The 22161-nt window shown below is 64.6% G+C and carries 21 protein-coding genes; 10 read left to right on the top strand and 11 right to left on the bottom strand.

Features of this window, described 5'->3' with window-relative positions; genetic code table 11:
* Positions 1-6 precede the first annotated feature (6 nt).
* The 6 genes from FKM97_RS26420 to bchI are packed head-to-tail and all read right to left on the bottom strand — an operon-like array spanning position 7 to position 6512.
* Positions 7-156 carry a hypothetical protein gene (locus FKM97_RS26420; protein ID WP_170241076.1) on the bottom strand — a complete coding sequence of 50 codons (150 nt, stop codon included), beginning with the start codon at positions 154-156 and terminating at the stop codon, positions 7-9.
* A complete protein-coding gene (locus FKM97_RS22380; RefSeq protein WP_144294678.1) occupies positions 153-1262 on the bottom strand; it encodes a phytoene/squalene synthase family protein in 1110 nt (369 codons plus the stop codon). Before FKM97_RS22380 ends, FKM97_RS26420 begins: the two co-directional genes overlap by 4 nt.
* On the bottom strand, positions 1240-2775 hold the full coding sequence (locus FKM97_RS22375) for a phytoene desaturase (RefSeq protein WP_246105219.1): 1536 nt from the start codon (positions 2773-2775) through the stop codon (positions 1240-1242). The genes FKM97_RS22380 and FKM97_RS22375 overlap by 23 nt, the downstream gene beginning before the upstream one ends.
* Positions 2776-2814: 39 nt before the next feature.
* A complete protein-coding gene (gene bchO, locus FKM97_RS22370; RefSeq protein ID WP_144294677.1) occupies positions 2815-3699 on the bottom strand; it encodes an alpha/beta fold hydrolase BchO in 885 nt (294 codons plus the stop codon).
* A gap of 6 nt (positions 3700-3705) precedes the next feature.
* Complete coding sequence (locus FKM97_RS22365) at positions 3706-5490, bottom strand: magnesium chelatase subunit D (RefSeq protein WP_144294676.1); 1785 nt, start codon at positions 5488-5490, stop codon at positions 3706-3708.
* Positions 5487-6512: a magnesium chelatase ATPase subunit I gene (bchI, locus tag FKM97_RS22360; protein ID WP_144294675.1), complete on the bottom strand. Its 1026-nt coding sequence runs from the start codon at positions 6510-6512 to the stop codon at positions 5487-5489. Before bchI ends, FKM97_RS22365 begins: the two co-directional genes overlap by 4 nt.
* 170 nt (positions 6513-6682) lie before the next feature.
* Between bchI and FKM97_RS22355 the strand changes: the two genes are divergently transcribed.
* Entirely contained in the window at positions 6683-7096 is a 414-nt protein-coding gene (locus FKM97_RS22355) for a c-type cytochrome (RefSeq protein WP_144294674.1), read from the top strand.
* A gap of 11 nt (positions 7097-7107) precedes the next feature.
* Entirely contained in the window at positions 7108-8058 is a 951-nt protein-coding gene (gene hemC / locus FKM97_RS22350; protein WP_428977935.1) for a hydroxymethylbilane synthase, read from the top strand.
* Positions 8059-8065: 7 nt separating this feature from the next.
* Here hemC and FKM97_RS22345 read toward each other — a convergent pair whose 3' ends face one another.
* From FKM97_RS22345 to ppsR, 3 genes are all read right to left on the bottom strand, one after another.
* Positions 8066-8527: a TspO/MBR family protein gene (locus FKM97_RS22345; protein WP_144294673.1), complete on the bottom strand. Its 462-nt coding sequence runs from the start codon at positions 8525-8527 to the stop codon at positions 8066-8068.
* A gap of 91 nt (positions 8528-8618) precedes the next feature.
* Entirely contained in the window at positions 8619-10145 is a 1527-nt protein-coding gene (locus FKM97_RS22340) for a dienelactone hydrolase family protein (RefSeq protein ID WP_246105218.1), read from the bottom strand.
* A 137-nt stretch (positions 10146-10282) separates the two neighbouring features.
* Positions 10283-11692 (bottom strand): transcriptional regulator PpsR, encoded by a 1410-nt coding sequence (gene ppsR / locus FKM97_RS22335; protein WP_144294672.1) that lies wholly within the window; start codon positions 11690-11692, stop codon positions 10283-10285.
* A gap of 262 nt (positions 11693-11954) precedes the next feature.
* On the opposite strand from ppsR, the gene FKM97_RS22330 reads away from it, so the two are divergent.
* The 7 genes from FKM97_RS22330 to FKM97_RS22300 all read left to right on the top strand — a co-directional run bounded on the left by FKM97_RS22330 (position 11955) and on the right by FKM97_RS22300 (position 18634).
* Positions 11955-12593 carry a biliverdin-producing heme oxygenase gene (locus tag FKM97_RS22330; protein WP_246105231.1) on the top strand — a complete coding sequence of 213 codons (639 nt, stop codon included), beginning with the start codon at positions 11955-11957 and terminating at the stop codon, positions 12591-12593.
* Positions 12587-14875, top strand: a complete 2289-nt coding sequence (locus FKM97_RS22325; protein ID WP_170241074.1) for an ATP-binding protein — start codon at positions 12587-12589, stop codon at positions 14873-14875. Before FKM97_RS22330 ends, FKM97_RS22325 begins: the two co-directional genes overlap by 7 nt.
* Positions 14868-15473, top strand: coding sequence for a response regulator transcription factor (locus tag FKM97_RS22320; RefSeq protein ID WP_144294669.1), 606 nt, complete (start codon positions 14868-14870; stop codon positions 15471-15473). The genes FKM97_RS22325 and FKM97_RS22320 overlap by 8 nt, the downstream gene beginning before the upstream one ends.
* Positions 15474-15638: 165 nt before the next feature.
* Entirely contained in the window at positions 15639-15878 is a 240-nt protein-coding gene (locus FKM97_RS22315) for a hypothetical protein (RefSeq protein ID WP_144294668.1), read from the top strand.
* A gap of 172 nt (positions 15879-16050) precedes the next feature.
* Positions 16051-16623, top strand: coding sequence for a DUF4142 domain-containing protein (locus FKM97_RS22310; RefSeq protein ID WP_170241073.1), 573 nt, complete (start codon positions 16051-16053; stop codon positions 16621-16623).
* A gap of 189 nt (positions 16624-16812) precedes the next feature.
* A complete protein-coding gene (locus tag FKM97_RS22305; protein WP_144294666.1) occupies positions 16813-17928 on the top strand; it encodes a glycosyltransferase family 2 protein in 1116 nt (371 codons plus the stop codon).
* Between the two features lie 100 nt (positions 17929-18028).
* Positions 18029-18634 (top strand): exopolysaccharide biosynthesis protein, encoded by a 606-nt coding sequence (locus FKM97_RS22300; RefSeq protein WP_144294665.1) that lies wholly within the window; start codon positions 18029-18031, stop codon positions 18632-18634.
* A 95-nt stretch (positions 18635-18729) separates the two neighbouring features.
* On the opposite strand, the gene FKM97_RS22295 is transcribed toward FKM97_RS22300, so the two are convergent.
* Complete coding sequence (locus FKM97_RS22295) at positions 18730-20106, bottom strand: PRC-barrel domain-containing protein (protein WP_144294664.1); 1377 nt, start codon at positions 20104-20106, stop codon at positions 18730-18732.
* A 701-nt stretch (positions 20107-20807) separates the two neighbouring features.
* Here FKM97_RS22295 and FKM97_RS22290 point away from each other — a divergent pair.
* The gene (locus FKM97_RS22290) at positions 20808-21509 is read left to right on the top strand and encodes a lytic transglycosylase domain-containing protein (protein WP_170241072.1); all 702 of its coding nucleotides are present in this window, start codon (positions 20808-20810) and stop codon (positions 21507-21509) included.
* 183 nt (positions 21510-21692) lie between these two features.
* Here the strand turns inward: FKM97_RS22290 and FKM97_RS22285 are convergent, their stop codons facing one another.
* Positions 21693-22049, bottom strand: a complete 357-nt coding sequence (locus tag FKM97_RS22285) for a hypothetical protein (protein ID WP_144294662.1) — start codon at positions 22047-22049, stop codon at positions 21693-21695.
* Positions 22050-22161: the final 112 nt, after the last annotated feature.

Below are 22161 nucleotides of genomic sequence, written 5' to 3'. Positions count from 1 at the left end.
GCCGTCCTAAGGCTGCTCCCGCTCTGCTTCGGCCTTTGCCCGCGCCGCCCGGTCCCGGTCGAATCGGCGCAGGGCGAGCAGTTCGCGCACTCCGAAACCCACCGCTACTCCCAAGACCAGCAGGATTTCGAGCAGGACGATCAGCCCTGAGCTCACCGGTGCGAACGCGTATCCGGCCGCGGTCGCAGGACGAGCGGGCTCGAACGCCCGGACGCCTCGGCCGCCGGCGCTCGAGTGGAAAAACCCATGAGCAGCGCGATCATGTGTTCGGACCGGCCCATGACGTTCCACCATGGCGGAATGGCCGGCAAGGCCCTCCCCGGCGGCGCCATGGCGATCGCGGCGATCAGGGAGACGGCACTGTGAATGGCAGGCTCGGGCAGCGCCGCGAGATCGGAGATCCGCCCGCCCGCGGCCTCGGCCAGCAGACGCATCTTCTGCCTCCGTGAGGTCACGGCCCGATCTTTCACCGGATCGACACCGCGCCCGATCTCGCGCCCGATCTCCCGATAGAGCAGTCGCGCCAGGTTGATGCCCAGCCGGCAGCTGGCCGGCAGTGCCGCCACCCCCGACAGGGATCGGTCATAGAGCAGCTCGGCATCGGCCAGCAGCCTGGCCACGACGGCCTGGATCTCTGGACCGTAGCGGGGCGCCGCCAGCCACCCCTCGGGGTCGACACCGCCGTCCCGCAGCCAGCTCAGGGGCATGTAGATCCGCCCGTTTCCGGCGTCCTCGCCGATGTCGCGGGCGATGTTGGTGAGCTGCATGGCTACCCCGAGGTCGCAGGCGCGCGCCAGCACGTTCGGCTCGCGCCGCCCCATCACCAGGGTCATCATGAAGCCGACGGTCCCCGCGACCCGCACGGCATAGGCCACCAGATCCTCCAGCGTCTCGTAGCGCCGGCCCTCCGCGTCCCAGGCCAGCCCCTCGATGAGCGCTTCTGGAATCTCCCGCGGAAGTGCGAAGCGCTCCACGACGTCGGCGAAGACCCTCTCGACGAAATGCGGCCCGGGCCGGTTGCGGTAGATGCGATCGAGCATTTGTCCGAGGATCCGGATGCCCTCGATGCCGCCTTCGTCGCGATCGATGAGGTCGTCGGCCATCCTGCAGAAGGCGTAGACCGCGTAGGCCGGCTCGCGGATCGCCACCGGCAGCATCAGCGAGGCCATGTAGAAGGATTGCGATCCCTGCCGGATCGATTCGCGGCAGGCGGCGCAATTCGCCGGAGTGGAGAAGCCGCTAGGCTGCGAGAGCGGAGGCATGAGGCACCACCTTGTCGAGGATCTTGGCCGAGGACAGGACGCCAGGAAGCCCGGCGCCCGGATGGGTTCCGGCGCCCACCAGATAAAGACCGCGAATGGTCTCGCTGCGATTGTTCGGTCGGAACCAGGCGCTCTGGGTGAGAACCGGCTCGAAGCCGAAGCCCGCACCCCTTTCCGACAGCAGGACGTCGCGGAAATGCAGCGGCGTCACGAAGGATGACGTCACGATCTCGTGCTCGAGCCCAGGCAGCAGCGTCTCCGACAGCCTGCTCATGAGAGCCAGCCGGAGCCTCTCCCCCTCCACCGCCCAGTCGGTCCCGGAATCGAGATTGGGCACGGGGCTCAAGGCGTAGAAGGCGTCGCACCCGGCCGGCGCCACGCTGTCGTCGGTCGCGCTCGGCCGGTGCAGATACACGGAGAAATCCTCGCTCAGCCGCTTGTGCTCGAAAATATCTGTGAGCAGCGCCTTGTAGCGCGGACCGAGCAGGATGGTGTGATGGCCGACCTCGTCATAGCGGCGCCACGTTCCGAAATACCAGACGAACAGGCCCATGGAATAGCGGGCGCGGCCGAGCTTCCTCTGCGTCCACCGCGTGCGCGTCTTGCCGCCCACCAGGGTGCCATAGGTAAAGGCCGCATCGGCATTGGAGACGACGATATCGGCGGGGATCACTTCGCCATCCGCCAGGGCGACCCCGCGGGCATGCCCTCCCTCCACCAGGATTCGCGTCACATCGGCACCGTAGCGCACGCTGTTGCCCTGCCCTCCGATCAGGCTGACCAGGCCGTCCACGAGCCTGCCCACGCCGCCCATCGGATAATGGACGCCCCAGCGGCGCTCCAGCGCGGGGATCAGGCAATAGATGGCCGGCGCGCGGAACGGATTCCCGCCGATGAGCAGCGGATGGAAGCTCAGCATGACCCTGAGCTTGGGGTGTCGGACGAAGCGCGACACGAGCCCGTGGACGCTGCGATAGCCTTCCAGCCGCAACAGGTCGGGCGCGATCTTGACCATGTCGAGGGGTGACCCGAAAGGCTGCGTGCCGAGCCCCTCGAAGCCGACCCTGCAGATCTCTGCGGACTTTCTCAGGAACGCCTCATAGCCTTCGAGGTCGGACGGCGCGATCCGCAGCACCTCCCGCCGCATCGCCGCATCGTCGGCCGAACAGGCAATCTCGTCGCCATCATCGAAGCGGATGCGATAGAAGGGCGTCATCGCCTGCAGATCCACATGCTCGGACCGCGTTTTGCCGCAAAGCGCCCAGAGCTCGTCGAAGAGGAAGGGCGCCGTCACGATGGTCGGGCCCCGGTCGAATGTGAAGCCGTCCTGCCGCAGCACGCCAGCCCGGCCTCCGGGGCGATCCAGCCTCTCCAGCACCGTGACCCGATAGCCGCGCGCTCCGAGCCTGATGGCCGCGGCCAGCCCGCCGAAGCCGCTGCCGATCACCACCGCATGCGGCATGACCGAAGCCACGGGAGCCAAACCGTTTCGCTGGTCCAGTCTCGTCAACATTAAATGACACTAAAACAGTAAAATACTTTTTACAAACGCCTAATGAACGCCCGCCTCTTGGGCTTGCTCCCCGATCATGTCGGCGATGAGTTGGGGCCGCTCCTCATGGAGCAGATGCCCGCCATGGTCGATGGCGATCACCCGCACCGTCTTGAAACGCCGCGCCAGGAACTTGGCGTCGAAGGGCGGGATGGCCCTGTCATTGGCGGCCGTGACGAGAATGAGGGGCACCCGCAGCGCACCGATCGATTGCTCCAGGGATTCGAGGTCCCAATGCGCCATCATGCCCAGTGTCGCCGCCACATGGCCGGCACGCTGGAAGAGTGAGGCATAGAGATCGACCCCACGGTCATCGAGCCGGGATCCCGTCCCCTCCAGGAGCCGCCGCGTGGCATCCCCGCTCGTCGCGCGCCACGCGAACAGCCGGGGCATCACGGGATTGAGGAACAGCAACTTCGCCAGCGGCGAAAACAGCGCGGCCCGCCGCATCGGTCGCAACGCCCCGTTGAGGGCGATGATCGCCTTGGGGCGGATCAGGCCCTCCAGGGTCATCTGGACCAAAATGGCGGCTCCTGCCGAATGGCCCACGGCGATCGCCGGAGTGAAGGCGAGCGTCCTGACCAGTTCGCCCACCGCCCGCGCCATGCCTGGCAGCGACAGCCGTGCAGGGTCGGGCATCTCCGTGAATCCATGCCCGGGCAGATCCAGAGCCAGGCTGCGGAATTGCGTGGCGAGCGCCGGTTGCAGGCTCCGGAAGGAATGGGTCGCAGCCCCCGTCCCGTGCACCAGAAGCAGGTCGGGCCCCTCCCCCCATTCCTGCACATGCCATGACAATCCGCCCGATGTGACGAAGCGGCTATGCTCCCGGTTGGGCCAGTGGCGCCCCTCGATCGCCCATGACGGACTGTCGTGACCGCGCGCCATGCGTCCTCAGCCTTCCATGCGGGCACTGATCTCATGCGCCAGCACATGCGACCCGCCCCGTGGCAACGCCAGATATTCCGATCCGAGGTCGCGCGCCAATGCCTCCGCCCGCGCCTGCGGCCGCTGCGCCGTGTCGATCACCATGGACCGGATATTGCCGGCCCTGAACCGAGAGGCGCATTTCAACGTATCGTCCGCCACGCGGTCCCGCACGGTCGTGCCGTCGAGCCCGACATTGCCGCGCCCGTCCGTGAGGAAAATGGCGACGACGCTCTGCCCCTTCCGCGACGACGCCTCCGCCATGGACAGGGCGGCCAGGATTCCACCCGCCAGCGGGGTACCTCCGCCGCCCGGCAGGGCGGACAGGCACCGCTTGGCCCGCAACAGCGACCGGGTCGGCTCCAGCAGCACCTCGGCCTGCCGGCCGCGAAAGGCGATGAGCGCCACGCTGTCACGTCGCACATAGCATTGGCCGAGCAGGAGTTCGACGGCCCCCTTCGTCTCCGCCAGGCGCTCGACGGCCGCCGAGCCCGAGGCATCGACCGCGAAGATCGCCGTGGTGCCCGTCTTCTCCCGGTATCGGATGTAACGGAAATCCTGCCGCCTGATGAGCAGCCGCGGCGCGACCACAACCCCTTCGGCGGCCCGGGCCCGCGCCCGCATCCTTTGCCACGGCGCGGCTTGCCGAAGCGTGGACAACACGTCGAGACGCGCGCCGGGCGTGGGCGGTGTGGTCGCAACGCCCGCGCGCCGCCCTCTTGTGCCTCGGTTGCGCATCGCCCCCGCTTTGCCAGCCGATGCTTGCGATCCGCGGGCAGCTTTTGCGAGGTCGAGACCCGCCAGCAGCCGCTCCGGCAAACGCGCCTCTGCCGCCGCCACGATGCTCTCCTCGAGCCCCTCTGCGGTCGATCTCTCCCGCTCGCCGGCCGACGCCCCGCCATCCGCGGCGTCCGGTTCGCCCTCGGGCCGATCCTCCTCTGCGAGGTCCTCCTTCACATCCTCCGGCAGGGACGCCGAGGCCGTGAGGCCCAGCACGAGGCGGATCGCCGCCGCAGCATCCTCGATCTCGACGGCGATGCTCCCCCTCAAGGCCGCCGCAGCCCGCGCAGCCTTCGCCAGATGCAGGGACGTCCTCATAGATCCGCGCCCGCCGGCCATGGCGACGCTGCACAGGGCCTCCATCATCTCCTCGGCAAGGCCGACCGACGGCAGCAGCGCCTTGGCGCGCGCGATCGGCGGCACATCCCTCACGCCGTCGCAATCGCGCCAGCCGATGCCATTCAGATCGACCTGCAGACCGAGGCGGTCCGCCAGCACGGGCGACAGCGCTTCGTCGGCCTCGACGCCCTCATCCATGGCCACCAGCGCGAATCGCGCCCCTTGCAGAGCGGAGAGCCCGTCGCGCTCGATGGCGATCCTGCCCGAATCCAGCGCCATGCCGATGATCCCGGCTGCATTTGGCGTCAGCCGTTCTGCCATGGCGACTAGGACCACCCCTCCATCCGCTGCGGCCAGGACCCCGGTCTCGATCACCGGCCGTCCTCCTTCGAGCGTGGCGCCGATGTCGAGCCCTCCCGTCAGCCTCGCTTCCGCGACGCCCGAGGCGATTCTCCGCAACGGCGCGTCCGCCGGAAGCATCGCGGCCATTTCGGCCAGCCAGCGGTCGCGCACCGGCGAGGCTCGAGCGCGAAGATGGATCCCGCCAAGCCCCACGGGATCGATCACCATCAGGGCGGCTGCGAGCAGGGCATCCTCCCACGGCGTCGGGCCGGTCTTGCGCGCGCTCGTCATGCCGGCTCGACCTCCGCCATCGCCCGCTCGACCCTCAGCCCCGATCCCGCCTCGTCCATGGGATCCCGCCGCAGGCGGTGGCGCAGGGCCGACACGGCCACCGCATGGAGCTGCTCGCGCCCCACTTGGCGCCTGCCCTCCACGGCCGTCAGTGCACGGGCAGCCCGCATCAGCGTGAGTTCGCCGCGAAGCCCGTCCACCCCCAGCTTCAGGCAAAGGCCCGATGCCGCCTCCAGCACCGCATCCGGGACCTCGACGCCGTCGAGTGCCTCCCGTGCCTTGCGAATCGTCGAGCGCAACGCTTGGTCCTTCCGCTTCCACGCTTCCACGAAGCCTGCCGGATCGCGGTCATAGGCGTCGCGCCGCTTCACCACCTCGACGCGCGAGGCAATGTCCTTCGGCGAGGCGACCTCCACCGACAGCCCGAATCGGTCCAGCAGCTGCGGGCGCAGCTCCCCCTCTTCCGGATTGCCGCTGCCGACCAGCACGAATCGCGCGGGGTGGCGGATGCTCAAGCCCTCTCTTTCGATGATGTTGACGCCGGAGGCGGCGACGTCGAGCAGCAGGTCCACCAGATGGTCCTCGAGCAGATTGACCTCGTCGATATAGAGGAACCCGCGATGGGCGCTGGCCAGCAGGCCGGGCTCGAACGCCTTCTCCCCCGACACCAGGGCCTTCTCCAGATCGAGCGCTCCGGCCACCCGGTCCTCGGTCGCACCGAGCGGCAGGTCGATGACCGGCACCGGCACCTTGCGCGCCTTCAGCCTGCCATGCCGCGCATCCTCCCGGCATTGGGCGCAATACTGCGACACCTGCCTCGGATCGCAATTATACCGGCAGGTACCCGCCACCAGCATCGGCGGCAGCAGGCCGGCGAGCGCCCGCACCGCTGTCGATTTTCCAGTGCCGCGATCGCCGAACACCAGGATCCCGCCGATCGAAGGATCGACCGCGGCCAGGATCAGGGCGCGCTTCATCTCCGCCTGCCCGACGATCGCAGAAAAAGGATAATTCACGCTCATCCCGTCCGGCCTCCCGAGCCGATCCGTCATTGCCCCTGCGGCAACAGCTCGCCATGATTTGTCGCGCTGACAGCTCGATGTGTCCAATGAATTTTACACCAATCGACTTGACACACCTCCCCCATGACCATAGCGTTCCTGCCGATCAGAGTCGCCAGGAGGAGCGCTTTATGTCTCGCGTAACCCGTTTTTTTCTAGCAGCGGCGTTTCTGGCCGGTGCGTCGGTGCCGGCCGCAGCCCTCGATGGCAACGCCGATGCCGGCAAGAAAGTCTTCGCCAAATGCCAGGTCTGCCACACCATCGGCGACACCAAGCGCACAATCGGGCCCAACCTGAATGACGTCATCGGCCGGACCGCGGGCACTCAGGCGGAATTTCTGGCGAAAGGAGCCGGCGGCTATTCCAAGGCGATGATCGCCGCAGGAAAGGCAGGTCAGGTCTGGACGCCCGAGGAGATCGCGATCTACGTCGCCGACCCGAAGAAGAAGATCCCCGGCAACAAGATGATCTTCCCCGGCCTGAAGAACCCGCAGGACGCAGCCGACGTGGTGGCCTACGTCGCGACATTCTCCAAGACCCAGTAGCCCCCGCATCGATCGCGCAAAATCCAAGGTGGAATGTGGCTATCCGCATCGGAACCCGTGCGAGCCGGCTAGCCCTGGTTCAAGCGCATGAAACCCGGCAGCGCCTCATCGAAGCCCATGGCCTGGCGCCCGATGAGGTCGAGATCCTGCCCATCTCCACCGCCGGCGATCGCATCAAGGACCGGTCGCTGGCCGAGATCGGCGGCAAGGGCCTCTTCACGAAGGAGATCGAGACCGCATTGATGGAGGGGCGCATCGACCTTGCGGTCCACTCCATGAAGGACATGCCCTCGGCTCTCCCGGACGGCCTCGTGATGGGCGCCATGCTGCCCCGCGAGGACCCGCGCGATGCCTTCCTGAGCCTCGTTGCACCCGACATTGCCGGCCTGCCTCGCAATGCCGTCATGGGCACCTCCTCGGTCAGGCGGCGGGCGCAGATCAAGCGGTTGCGACCGGACATCGGCACGGTCGAGTTCCGCGGCAATGTTGACACCCGCCTCGCCAAGCTGAGTGCGGGGCTGGTCCACGCCACCTTGCTCGCCAGCGCCGGGCTGCGTCGCATGGGCATGGCTGACAGGATCACCGCCCTCATCGAACCTGAGGAGATGTTGCCCGCGGTCGCCCAGGGGGCCATCGGCATCGAGCACCGCGAAGACGATGCGCGCACGGCCCGCCTCCTGGAGCCGCTCGATCATCGTCCGACTTCCATAGCCGTCCAGTGCGAGCGGGCATTTCTCGCCGTCCTCGACGGCTCGTGCCGGACCCCCATCGCGGGCCTGTGCCTCATCGACGGAGAGGATCTGTGGTTCCGCGGCATGGTCCTGGCCTTGGACGGCGACAGCGCCCACGAGATCGAGAAGCGCGGCGGACTGGCGGATGCGGAGCGGCTGGGCCGCGCGGCCGGCGAAGAAATGCTCGGGAAGGCCGATCTGCAATATCTCACGGCGGCGGCCCCCGCCTGATCGGCCTTCAGGCGGGCGCGACGTTCATGCGCCAGACGGTCCAGTTCAGGGCCCCGGCGATGGTCACCCAGATCAGATAGGGCACGAAGAGCAAAGCCGCCACTGTCGAAACGCTCGCCGCTGCGATGACGAAGCACAGGACGGACAGCCACAACACGACGATATCCGCAAAGGCCAGATCCATGCGGCGCTGCCCGAAGAACAACGCCGACCACAGCGTATTCACGCCCAGTTGCAGGATCCAGAACCACATGGCGGGGCTGGAGGGCTCCTGCCGCCACACCAGCCACCCCGCGATGGCGATCATGATGTAGAGCACCGACCAAACAGGACCGAACACCCAGCTCGGCGGCGTCCAGGACGGCTTGCGGAGCGCCGTGTACCACTCGCCCGGGCGGAAAAACGCGCCGCTGGAGGCGGCTGTGACCACCAATATGAAGAACACCACAAGCGACCAGTCGAACGACATTCGCAACTCCTCTGATTCGATCATCGCCGCAGCCGGCCGAACCGTCAACGCATCAGGCCCGCGACAGGCTCCCGATCGCCGCTAACCTTCATTAGGAGGCGAGGATCGGAAACGTCACCGAGATCGCCCAGGCGAAGAGGATGGCATTGGTGACCGCTCCGACCAGGGGATGGCCGGTTCGCTTGTAGATCCACGAGCTGATGAGCCCGAAGATGATGAAGAACGCCAGGATGACCGGCGTGATGATGATGAGGAAGAACAGCCTGCTGGGACTGAGGGCGATCGCAGCCGCCAGCGACGCGACGAAACAGAACTTCGTGAACAGATAGGCCCCGCGCGGTGCCGTCTCGCCGCGGGTCAGCCATTCATCCGCCAAGAAATACGGCAGCAGGCACAGCGTCAGCACCACCACCAGCGGCAATCGCAGCGGCGTCGGCACGAACGAGGTGATGAACAGGTCGACCGGCAGATAGATCGCGATCAGGCAGAAGCCCGTGGCTGCCGCGATGCTGCCGACCGCCTTGCCCCACGCCACCGGCAGCACATCGAACCGCCGGCCGCTTCCCACCAGGAACAGGCCGATCCCCGTAAGCAGGCCGAACACCAGAAAATGCACGGACAGATAATCGGCCACCGGCACCGGCAGGAAATCGACCGGCGCCTTCCACAAGAGCAAGGGTGTGGCGATCGCCGCGCCGACCCCCACCGCCGCCAGCCGCGTCCATGCAAGCCCGCAGCCCACGGGCCGCTCCGCCAGGCGCGGCAGGAGCTCCGAGGCGAAGCGCGCGATGACGATGACCCCGAGGAAGAACAGGGCCAGCGCGAGTCCGCGGGCCTCCACCGGACCCGTCTGCGTCTGGCCGAAAGCCTGGATGAGCCAGTCCCGCGCTTCGGCCAGGCTCTCGCGGGCATAGAGGACGCTGATATGCTCCACGCCATCGGAGAACACCGCGCGCCGGGCGGAACCGTCGGCGAAGGAGCCATAGGTCACCCCGTCTTGCGCAGGGCCTCCGGCCCCCAACCCGACGGCGCGCAAGGCCTCGTCCCGCAGACCCGCCTCCAGCGAACCGACGATCACCAGGAGGTTTCGGGGCGCATCGGCCGTGACCACCGGCGAGAACATCGAGACGGCGACGGTCGCCCCCACTTCCGGATGGGCGATCGCATAGCGCACCGCGATGTCCGAGGCCATGGAATGGCCCAGCACCGCCAGCCGTCCGTCCGATCCCGGCAGGCCGCGCGCGAAATCCGCGACGCGCCCGAGCTCCGCCACCAGATTGGCGGTTGCCCCGTCTTCGCGCATCACATTGCCCGCCAGGGCTTCGGGGTTGCGGCCATGCCCCAGCAGATCATAGGTGACTGCCACGAAGCCGCTCCGCGCCAGGGTGATCGCGAAGGGCTGCATGAGCTGCTGCGAGCCGGCAAATCCATGGGCGATCACCACCACCGGTGCCCTCGCCCCACCCTCCGGCGCGAAGACGGTAACCGGCGTGCCGGCCACCTCCGAGTGGCTGATGGTCAAGCCTGCCGTCGCGGTCGCAAGCCGCCAGGCTCCGAGGCCGGCGGCGAGACAGGCAGCCACGAAGATCAGCCAACGCAGCTTGCTGAAGCCCGTCACGCCATGGTCCCTATTTCAGTGATCTGACAGCTCGGATCGTAAAGTAAACTTTACGGTGAGCCTCTCGCCTTGGCAATGACGACCGCGCCAGCCTGCACCCTGATTGAGGCGCCGCCTCCCGGGTCGGCCTCGCGGCCTCAGTCGTTGCCCGCGATCCCGAACCGGTTCATTTTGAGGTAGAGCGCCTGCCGGCTCAGTCCCAGCACCTTGGCCGCCGACGCGCGGTTGTTGTCGGTGAGTTTCAGAGCCGCCTCGATGCACATGCGTTCGATGACGTCCGTGGTGTCTCGCACGAGATCCTTCATCGGCACCCGGCCGATCATTTCGATCAGGCTTTCCGCCGTCCGCGACAGGTCGCTATTGCCGCGCCCCTGCCGCTTGTCCTGTGCACCGACACTGCGCATCACGAACCCGAAGCCGGGCGGTGACCCGTCGGGCATGGAGATGGCCGACAATTCCACATCCGTGGTCTGGCCGACGGCTCCCCTCACGGTGCCTCCAAACGACTGCACGCGCCCATGCCGCTCCACATTGGCCAGCAGCATATCCAGCGTCAGTCCGGACCATTGGAAGAAATCGTCCAGCGACTTCCCATGGGCACGGGCGGCCACCGGGATCTGCGCCAGGGCCAGGAACGCCTCGTTCGTCCACAGCACCAGCCCGGAGACGTCGGTGAGCACCACCGCTTCTGCCGCGTTGCGCACCAGGCTGGCGAGGTTGGCGTCCGGCAGCACGGCCGTATCGTCCCCATTCCGGCGCGACGTCACCTTGATCATGACCAGCTTGAGGTCGCCCGCGCGGAACAGTTCCGCACCGAGCACGATGTCCTCCTTGTCGTCGGTCCTCCGCACGACCAGGGTTTCCGGCGCCCCCATGGCGTGCACGCGCGCCAGCAGCGTCTGGATCTCCCCCTGCTCGGGCTTGGCGAACAGCGACACCAGCTTCTTTCCGCTCATCTCGGAACTCGAGGCCCCGAAGATCCGCGACACCCGCGGATTGGCCTCCCGGATCCGCCCGCTCTCGGCATCGACGATGATCAGCGCATCCGAGGTCGTCTCGAACAACAGCCGGTAATGCGCTTCGATCTGCTTTTGGCGCTGCGTGTTCTGTTCCAGCGACTGCCGGTTCGACAGCAGCCGCGACTGCAGGTCGGTGACCAGGCTCATGTCGCGGCCCAGCAGCACGATCTGGCTCTCGCCGCCCACCTGCAGCGCCGAATATTGGATCGGAAGGTCTTGCCGTCCGGGAATCGGATGGCTGATGTCGAAGCGCTCGAGAGGGCTGCCGTTCCGCGCCGAGCGCAGCATCTTGCGCAGCACGGATTTGCTGTTGCTGTGCACGACGTCTTCCACCGGCCTGCCGCGCCAGGACTGGATATGCGGCGTGGGCAGTGCACCGAGACTGTGCGTCAGGTCCGTGATGATGTCGTCCGCGCCGATCACCAGCGTCAGATCTGAGGATGCCGCAATCAGGCTCGCCGCGATTTTGGATTCCGATTGGAGGAGGGAAAGATCCTGGCGCGCCGCGTTCGAGATCATGGACTTCATAATCCTATTCTGAGGACGTTTCGGCGATCCGGACTGCTGTCTCTTCGTCAGTCTGGATACCGGGAACGCCCTTCACGAACCATAAGATGGATTGCGCCGCACCCGGTGACCTTCTTCTGTCCTTCGGTTTGTTTTGTCCAGCGCTGGATTGCCGCACATGTCATGATGGAGTTACACTGCCCTGTGTCGCTGAAGATGGTCAACCTTGGGGATGGCCACAAGGGCTGAAGAGCCGGCGGATGGGGAGGAACAGGTGACCACCATGCACAGATCGAAGGAGGAGGGATTCCGCTTCGTCCTTCGCCGGGAGACGCGCTCCGATCATGAGGCTCTGGACGATCATCCGGCATTCCGGGCCCTTCTCGACGGCACATTGAGCCCCGAGGCCTATCTGCAGTTGATGACTGTGCTCTACGAGCTCTATCATGCCCTTGATGATGCGCTGGGTGAGGCCTGCGAGCGGTTCTCCTCGGCGACCGAAGGGTTCGCCTATGCACCCAGGACGCCGGTTCTGAGCAGCGATTTGCGGGCTCTGGGCCTTGATCCTGAGGACTGGGACGGACAGGGCCAGGTCACCCATCCCGCTCTCCCGACGGCTGCGTCCTTGGCCGGAATGCTCTATGTTGTCGAGGGCTCTCTCCTGGGGGGCGCGGTGTTGCACCGGGCGACCGAAGCATTGCCGAACCAGGTTCATTCCGGTGGCAATTCCTACTGGCGCTGGTGCGGGGAAGTCGGAGGCAAGCGCTGGGCCATGACCTGCCGCCTGCTCGAACATTTGGCATCGGACCCGGAAAGGCGCAGCGAGATGATCGGATCGGCAGTTTCGGGCTTTCAGCTGTTTTCACGAAATTTTGCGCGATGCGCTGTCGGCCGGACCATGGGAACAGAGGCATCGTGCTGAATCGCCCGGTTGATCTGACATCCTGCGACACCGAGCCGATCCACATGATCGGCGCAATCCAGCCCAATGGCGTCCTGGTCTCGGCTGACAGCGCCACCCTCATCATCGAGTTTGCCAGCAGCAACACGGAGGAGTTCTTCGGCCAGCCGGTCGGGCGCGTCTTGGGCCAGCCCCTGTCGCTGCTCCTGGGTGAGGCAGGCTGCGCGGAGCTGTTGACGCGCCAGTTGACGCCGACCTCCCCCGATGTGCTGCGGCCGTGGTTCGTCACCATCCCCAGGCTCGGCGCGTCTCCACTTGAGCTCGAATGCTTCCCCCATGAGTATGAAGGCCAGCTGATCCTGGAATTCGTCCATCGCGAGGAGGGTCCCGCCGCGATCTGGGAGGAGGATCTTGTTCGCCAGCGTATCATTTCCGACCTGATCAAGCGGGAGACCCTCACGGGACTGGCGCAGGTGAGCGCCCAGATCATCCGGGACGTGACCGGCTTCGACCGCGTCATGATCTACCGTTTCGCCGAGGACAAGCATGGCGAGGTCATTGCCGAAAGCACCGTCCGCCATGACAGCTTCCTCGGCCTGCATTATCCCGCCTCCGACATTCCCGACCCCGCGCGGCGTCATTTCGTGCTCAACATCATCCGCTCGATTCCCGATATCGAGGCGGTGCCGGTGCCGATCTTCACCTGGTCGGGGGGCATCGCGGATGCCTCCTCTGCCCATCCGCTCGATCTGACCTTCTCGAAGCTGCGCGCCGTCGCTCCCGTTCACATCGAATATCTGAGCAACATGGGCGTCGGCGGCAGCATGTCGATCTCGCTCACCGCCAACAACGAGCTCTGGGGCTTGGTCGCCTGTCATCATTACGGCCCCCTGCATCTCTCCTGGAGTCGCTTTCGCTTCTGCGAGCTCCTCGGCGGCACGATTTCGTCCCTGCTTCAGAGCCTCGAAAACACCATTCAGTTGCGGCGGAGCATTCGCGCCGAAAAGACCGCCTTCGAGATCGAGCGCGCAGCCAACCATGAGGCGCCTCTGTTCGAGGTGATCCGGATGCACGCATCCGAGCTGATGGACCAGTGCGGGTCTCATGGCATGATGCTGAAGCTCGGCGACGAGAGTTTGGAGATCGGCTCCGTGCCTCCCCCCGGGCAGGACTATACCGCCCTGAACGAATCCCTGGTCGACGGCATCGCCACCTCCGACTACATGCCGGCCATCGTCCCCAATGCCGAGGCCTTCGGCAGCGAGATCGCGGGCGTCGCCCTCGTGCAGCTCTCGGACGATGGACGCGATGTCCTGATCCTCTTCCGGGAGCCCTTCGAGCAGACGATCCGCTGGGCGGGCAAGCCGGAGAAGATAGAGACGAGCCTGGATGACGGGACCGTCCGCCTCTCGCCCCGCGGCTCCTTTGCCTTGTGGCGGGAGGAGCGGCGCGGACGCAGCAAGCCCTACACTTACATCGACCGGGAGGTCCTCCGGATCATCCGCCGCGCGCTCTTTGCCCTGAACAGCCTGCAGCGGGAGCGATCGGCGCTGGCGGCGCAGCGACAGGCGGAGACCGAACAGGCGCGCATGCGCTTGATCTTGCTCGACGCCTCCCGCAACCGCTCCATGGGCGAGTTGTCGTCGGCCCTGGCCCATGAGCTGATCCAGCCCTTGAGCGCGGTCACCAATTATGTGAATGCCTGCCGTCAGGAGCTGCGCAATTACGGCATCGCCATTCCCCCTCCCATCATCCGCCTCATAGACAATGCGGTCGATGAATCCTCCCGGGCGGCGGATCTCGTCCGGCGCATGCGCAACTTCATCGGCCAGGGCGAGATCGCCGTGGAGGAGATGGACCTGCACGCCGTCATCCGCCAGGCGGTGGAACTGGCGCTGGTCTCCACCGCCGACGCGCCCCCCCGCATCGACTTCCGCCTCGAGGATGCGCTTCAGCCCATCCCGGCCGATCCTGTCCAGCTGGGCCAGGTCATTCTCAACCTGGTGCGCAACAGCCTCTCGGCGATGGAGGCCTCGCCCACGCGGGTCTTGACCATCTCCACCCGGGCAGCGCTCCCCTATCTCGAAGTGAGCATCCGCGACACCGGCCGCGGGATTTCCAAGGAGGTCGAGAAGACGCTGTTCGAACCCTTCCACAGCTCGACCACCAGCGGAATGGGCATCGGCCTGTCCCTGTGCCGCTCCATTGTCGAGGCCCATGGCGGCCGGATATCGACGCGGCCAGTCTCGGACGGCGCGGAGTTCGTTTTCACCCTGCGGGTCGCGGGGCAGAGCGATGGTTGAAGCCGTGGAACGCCGCCTGATCTACGTGGTCGATGACGATATCTCTGTCAGGAACTCCCTCTGTGCGTTCCTGACGGCTCACGGCTTTCAGACGGCCGCCTTTTCGTCGGCGGAGGATTTCCTCGCCGAAGGGAATTTCGAGAAATGTCTCTGCGTCTTCCTCGATCTGCGCATCGGCGGCATGGGCGGAATGGAAGTGCAGAAGCTGCTCACGAAGAAACAGATCGCCATCCCCGTGATCATTCTGACGGCCCATGGCGACGTGCCCTTGGCCGTGGAGGCGATGAAGGCCGGCGCCGTCGACTTCATCGAGAAGCCCGGCTCGGCAGCGCAGTTCCTCGAGGCCATCAAGGCCGCCGCCAACCTCCTGGCCGACCGGCCGCAGCCGGCCGTGCCGAAGGCCGTTGTCGCCGAGCGCCTCGCGCGGCTGACGAGCCGTGAGCGCGTCGTTCTCGACCATCTCGTGCTCGGCATGACCAACAAGCAGATCGCCGATGATCTGGGCATCAGCCAGCGCACGGTCGAAATTCATCGGGCCCGCATCCGTGAAAAAATGGAGGCCCGCGGCCTCTTCGACTTGATCCGTTTGATGAAGTGAAACGGAAGTCGGCCGCCCTATCTCGGTAATAAGCATTTTATACGTAGCGGTATTTCCGAAATAGCAGGACCTGGAAAGGACCATGTAAGCTTCACTTGCGAGGAAATGGATCAGTCGCGCAGCGGTGAAAACATCGCGCTGTACTGAAGGAAACAGGGGGCTGTCATGACGTCGATCGAGACACCCGACCAGGAAGATCTTCACGCGAAGAAAATGGGGGAGCGCGATCCCAGGCGTCACCATCTCCTTGTGACGCTCACCGACGAGAATCTGGAAGCCTTCGAGGGCTGGCGGCAGGCGAATGGTTTCGACGATCCATCCGAAGGGCTCCGCGAAATTGTTCGCCTCGGGCTGCTGAGCGAAATAGCGAAAGTATATCGATCATTCTCCGATGATCGAAGATGATTGACAGTCTTTTCTGTCAATATGCGGCGTGCCTCAGCTGTAGCGACGCTGTCGAACCTCTAAAAATCGACAACTTGTGTTGCGAATGACTGAGGTGTTGGGAACGATGATGGGACATCGGGGCTTATGGCGATGTGGAGTGTTTGGAAACATTCGTCAGAGGAGCTCTTCAATGTTTTATAGAGGCTTGTTGATCCTGACCGTTGGCATGGGCCTTTTGGCGTCCCCGGCCTGGTCCCAGTCCCAGACGGATTCTTCCATTCCCACCATTCCAGACTCGCAGCTTGAACCGAGAAAGGTCTCCTCGCCTTACGAGTTTCTGTCTGCGGCGACCTCCGTGGATGATTTCCAGATCAAGGCGGGCACCCTGGCCCTGCAGCGCGCGCAGTCGCCTGAGGTGAAGGACTTCGCGGCGAAAGCCGTCGCCGATCACCAGGCTCGGATGAAGGAGGTGATCGCGGCAGGCAAGGCCGACAAGGTGGAGATCGCGGCTCCGTCCCCGGATGGCGAGCAGCAGGGATTGCTGAACAAGCTTGAGGCGGCTACGGCGACGGGTTTCGACCGGCTTTACATGCAGACTCAGATCTTCGTCCATCAACGGGCGATGGCCCTGCACGCCGGCTATGCGAAGGGTGAGAGCAACCTGAACAAGTTTGCGGCAGAGGCTCTATCTCGCTTGAAAGCCAGCTTTGCGACTGCTGAGCAGCTGGAGAAAGAACTCACGGCCAAATCCAGTGTCCAATAGGAGTTTCGCAGTCTCTGAGAATTTTCGATCGCGTAAACCGCCTGCCCCTCCCCTTGCTGCTGCCCCGCTCGGCGTCCGCCGAGCGGCGAGACCCATGAATTTCTGACGTGTTCCCTCTCGCCACTCCATGTCGAGGCGCAAACTGCTGCTGCGCGCCAAGCTGGTCCCTCCGCCTCACACGGACGTAAAATGACGGTTTTGATTTTCGCGACCTTCGCGCTTGCCCTCTTGCCCGCCATCCTTACGCTCCGGAACCTCAAGGCCCTTGTCACGCCGCCTTTGCCCGCAGGGGTTCCGAGCATCTCCATCCTGGTGCCCGCCCGTGACGAGGAGGCCACCATAGCCGCCTGCGTCGAGGCGGCGCTGGCCAGCGTCGGAGCCGACATCGAGGTCGTGGTTCTCGACGACGGCTCCACCGACCGCACCGGCGAGATCGTCCGCGAGCTGGCATCCCGCGATCCTCGCGTCAGGCTGGAGACCGCACCTCTGCTGCCGCCAGGATGGGCCGGCAAGCAGCACGCCTGCCACATCCTGTCGACGCTGGCGAACAATCCCGTCATGCTCTTCATCGATGCCGATGTCCGCCTCGATCGGGAGGGCGCCGCGCGGCTCACGACAGCCTTGGAGACGGCGGATCTCGTCAGTGGTGTTCCCCATCAAGAGATGCTGACATTTTCCGAGCGGCTCGTGATCCCGATGATCAACGCGGTTCTGCTCGGCTACCTTCCCGTCGACAGGATGCGGGAGGACCCCAATCCGGCACTGGCCGTCGCCTGCGGCCAGTTGATCGCCGTCCGGCGCGAGGCCTATCGCGCCTGCGGCGGTCATGGCGCCATCCGCACCACGCTGCATGACGGCTTGAAACTGCCGCGCCTGTTCCGGCAGTCGGGACTGAGGACGGATCTCGTGGACGGCACCAATTTGGCGACCTGTCGGATGTATGACGGCGGGCCGGCCATCCTTCGCGGCTTTCTCAGAAATGCGACCGAAGGCATGGCTCGGCCGGTCGCCTTGCCGATCTGGACCATCCTCCTGTTCGGAGGCCACATACTCCCCTGGATCCTTCTGGCCTGGGAGATCTCGACGTCCCGGTCCTACCTTCTCCCGGTCGTCTTCATTGCGTGCTTTGCGCCCATCGTCGCACGCCTGCTTCAAGCGCTGCGCTGTAGGGAGCCCATTGCGTCGACCTTCCTTCATCCGCTCGGAGTGGGCGTCACCCTCGCCATCCAATGGGCCGCCCTCATCCGCCGCTTCCTCGGCTCGGAGACAGCATGGCGCGGGCGAGCATACCGCGCCCAGACCTGATCCACGCTCCACGGCTCGCGATCGCTTTCGTCGACATGCATCCAATAAACCGCTCACGCGTTGGAACCTTTTGAACTCCGGCACGCGAGGTGATGTGGAAGTGAGCGATGAGGAGCAGGAACCGACGACCTTGAGTGAGGTGCTCGATCAGCTGGAGCAACTGGTCGACGGCGACACGGTCACGATCGACCAGATGGTGCAGCAGATGGGCTCGCACTCCTTCGCGTCCCTGATGCTGATTTTCGCTCTGATTTCCACCTCCCCTGCGAGTGCCATTCCCGGCATCACCACACTCGTCGCACTCATCGAGTTTGTGCTGGTGGCTCAGATCATCCTGGGGCGCGAGGTTGCCTGGTTGCCGAGCTTCATTTCCCGCAAGGGCCTGTCCTCGGAAAAATTATGTGAAGGCATCAGGTGGCTGCGCAGACCCGTAAGGTTCATCGAAAAATTCCTCAAGCCTCGCCTGCACATCTTGCTGGTCCGCCCCTGGATTTACCTGCCGCTCTCGCTCATTCTCGCGCTCACCCTCTTCATGCCGCTCATGGAGGTGATCCCACTGTCCGGCTCCATCGCGTCCGCTGTCATCGCCGCCTTCGCAGCCGGCATGCTGACCAGGGATGGTTTGCTTGTCGCGCTCTCCCTATTGCTGCTCGCTGCGGTTCCCGTCGCCGCCGGGTACTTCGGCTTCAGCGCCCATGGGCGGTAAGCCGACCCGCCCTGCACATGATCCAGAACCAAGCGGCCAGACCGGCTGGGAATTGCCGGTCTGGCCTGTTTGCTATTCGCCACTCAGACTGAGAGCTAGTCGATGACCCTCAGCTCGGCTGTTGCATTGGCGTTCAACCGACGGAACTGATCGATCTGGTTCCGGTAGTTTTCCATTCCTTCGATGTCCTCATCGGTCACATTGCTGATGACCAGCCGATCTCCCTGCATGGAGAAGCGGCTCAGGGGAAAGGCTACCTTGTCTTCGCCAATTCCAAGGAACCCGCCATGGGCGAGCACCAGCATGTTGCGTCCGCCGTCTGCATCTCGGATGATGCGATCGACCTCGCCAAGACGCTCGCCGCGCATGTTGTAGACATCCATCTGGGTGATCTCGGAGACCGACAGCGAATCCCTCTGGGCATCGGCAGTGTCGTTCATCGCCTGCGTGTTGACGGGGCCCAGTCGCTCCCGGGCTCTGCGACGATCGTCATCGGTAAGCCGGTAAGGCGAATTGCTATTGTCTTCCGCCACGGTCGAGGAGCGACGCTGATTGGCCAAGTCTTGCCCCTCCTCGCCGGCCTGTGCACGGTCGGAGTCTCGGGTCTGATCCTCATCGGTGATCTTCTCGAAGCGCACCGTCGGCTGTCCCTGGGCCCGGTTGACCACCACTCGCGGCTCCTCACGCTCGAATCGGACCTGCGGCTGTCCCTGGCGCTGCGTCTGCACCCGGGGTTCGCCCTCAGCCCTTGAGATGTCCACCTCCGGCTGCGAGTCCGACATCTCGACCTGCGGACGGTTCTCGGATCGGAGGAGCTGCACTTCCGGGTCCGGCTGATTGACTTCGACCTGCGGCCGGGCCATGGCGACATTCACATCCGGCTCCGGCATGCGCACGGTGATCTGCGGCTGGGGAATGTCGACGGTCACCGTCGGGCTTGGCTGCCTGACCAGGATTTCCGGCTGCGCTTGGCTGACCGTCACATCCGGCTGAGGCTGCCGAACGGTGATCCGCGGAGCGATCTGCGACAGGCGAATGGACGGAGCCCGTTGCTGCACGATGATGCTGCCATCTTCGGCTTGGCGGTTCTCCGCACTCCGCTCGCGATACTGGCCCAGCGCAACCTGCTGCTCATCGCTTGCGTCGCGAACGCCTTGCTGATTTTCGTCATAGGCAGCAAGATTTCTGATCTGGTTCGGCTCTGTGCGGAACATGTAGACATAGTCGTTCTGCAGGCCGTTGACGATGACGCCGTCGATCCGTCCGATTGTCTCGCCATCGGGATCATAGACCATCTGGCCTCTCAGATCCGAAACGCGGGCCTGTCGCGCCCAGCTGGCGGTGTTGTTATTGTTGGCGTTTGCGTTCTGCTCCGTGCGCTGAGCCTGGCTCGTGTCATTGGCCGTCTGTGCCATGGCCCCGACGGGAAGCAGCATTGTCGAGGTTAGAAGAAGGACTGGAAAGATCTTCATTGAGATGACTCCCGTTAGATTTATGTATTTTGAAGCGTTTCGATGAACGCCTCGCGGGGATCAGCGGTCGATCGCTGTATCCATTCTTCAGCATCCGCTCAGTTGGCGGCGCTGGCAGAGTGAGCTATGGGCAAAAGCTGCCGGCATGCTCGTTGTCATTGTGGTAGTCGATAGAGTGAATAGGCACCATCACATGGTCTTTTTTCTCTCCTGTTGATTGGGGTTTTTTTGAGCCTTATTTCGGGCGGCTCCATGGCTCAACAGGAGAAATCCCCGTCCGTTCCAGTTACAGGAGAAAATTTATGTTTCAAAGAAACGTTACTTCTCAGTCTTGCGTATTTAATTAATCTCATACACTCTAATTTTATTGCTATTCAATATTCTATAGTGAACTACATAATATTATAATCCTTATCTCGAGAATATTAGTCACTTTGTATTTGATGAACCCGCCGTCGATATTTGCGCACGAAAGATGCGGCGACGCCGCCAGGCCAGATCAGAATGCCGCCTATGTCCCGCTCACGCCTGATATTTCAGCGACCGGATACCTTCCGCTCCATGCCGCACCGATGCTCAATATTCAGTCGTCTTCCGGTTATACTTTGAAGTCCTTCGCTTCGACCTGGAACCAGCATCGGCAAAGTCTCTTCTGTCTATGACTGGGGTGACGGAAACCAAAACTGAAAGAAGGAATGAGGATGACGGCGCGAAGAATTCTCTTACCCTCGCTGCTGACCGGACTGGCTTTGCTGGCGCCGATCCCTGCGCAGGCGAACTCGTGTGGCGCTCAGACGAAGGCCGCCGCAGGTGAAACAATGCAGGCGATTGCACTGCGCTGCGACGTGGCGCTGGACGACCTGCAAGGCGCCAATCCGAATCTGCAGAGTGGCCCATTGGCAGCGGGCATGGTCGTGGACATGCCGGGGTTCCTCGGCGGCTCCCTGTCCGAGAACGCGCGCAACGCGGTGCGCGACGCCGGCGATCAAATCAAGGATGCGGCAGGCCGCGCGGGAAAGTCGGTGTCGGATTTCCTGCGCGATGAGCCCGATCTCAACCGTGACATTCTGGAGTTCGGCGAGAGCCTGGGCTTGCCTGGCGTGAAGGCGCCCCCTCCGGAGACGGGGGCCGAGGCAATGGTCACCCCCCAGGCAGGACGGCCTGGCGATCAGGTCGAGATCCGCGCGTCCGGATTTCGCGGCGACGTGGCGGTGAAGATCTACGCGACCGCCGCCACGGGGCAACAGGAGCTCCTCGGCAGCGCCGTTGCCGATGCCGCAGGCCGCGTGGATCAGAAGGTGACGGTTCCCAACCGCCCGGCCGGTGAGAAGCTTGTGTTTGCAGTCGAAACGGAACGCATGCGACTGTCTACGGAGCCTTTCGCCGTCACCGGAGCGCCTTGAGGAAGAAGCCTGCCTCCGCACGCAGCCCCTTTGGAGAAGATCCGGGAGGCGATCCGTTGTCCGGAGGCCGGCGCTCTGGAGTAAAGCAAGGAGTCGCCGCGATCTGACTGCCCTGGCAGGGAGTGATGAAGGGGTCGAGCTCTTCGGCGACGCTGCCCGACGAGCTGAAATCATCAGGCACGTTCACTTTTGTGCGGGCAATTCTCCGGGCCGGATGACCGGCATCGCGCCGACCTCGGGAGGCTCGGTGACGAGTTCCGCATCCCCCACCCGAGGCGGTTCGATGACGCCTTCGCACTCCGCCAGTCCCGCCTGAGGCCCGGCGGCGCCCGCAGGGGGAGACTCGCTCAGCGTCGCGGTGCAATCCTTGTCCGTTCGGAGTTGGTCCTCATTCGCGGCCTCGGCCGTCGACGCGAACGCTGCCATGAGGATCACCAGGATCGGACCGGTCATCTTTCGGGGCATCATTTCCTCCTGCATGAGTGTGGGCCGCACGGCCATGACGAGTGATTGGGCGGACAGGGCCGGCGCATCGGACATCGCCAAGCCAAAGATGCGGGAGCATCGTGATGTCCACGGAGCCGCCAGCCCCCTGGAGCGAACGGAACTGCAGGTCTTCGGTTCCCTATGTCCAGATGATCCCTTTGTGAGC

It is taken from the genome of Rhodoligotrophos appendicifer (assembly GCF_007474605.1).
GTDB lineage: Bacteria > Pseudomonadota > Alphaproteobacteria > Rhizobiales > Im1 > Rhodoligotrophos > Rhodoligotrophos appendicifer.
This window is presented reverse-complemented; position numbering and strand designations above follow the sequence as displayed.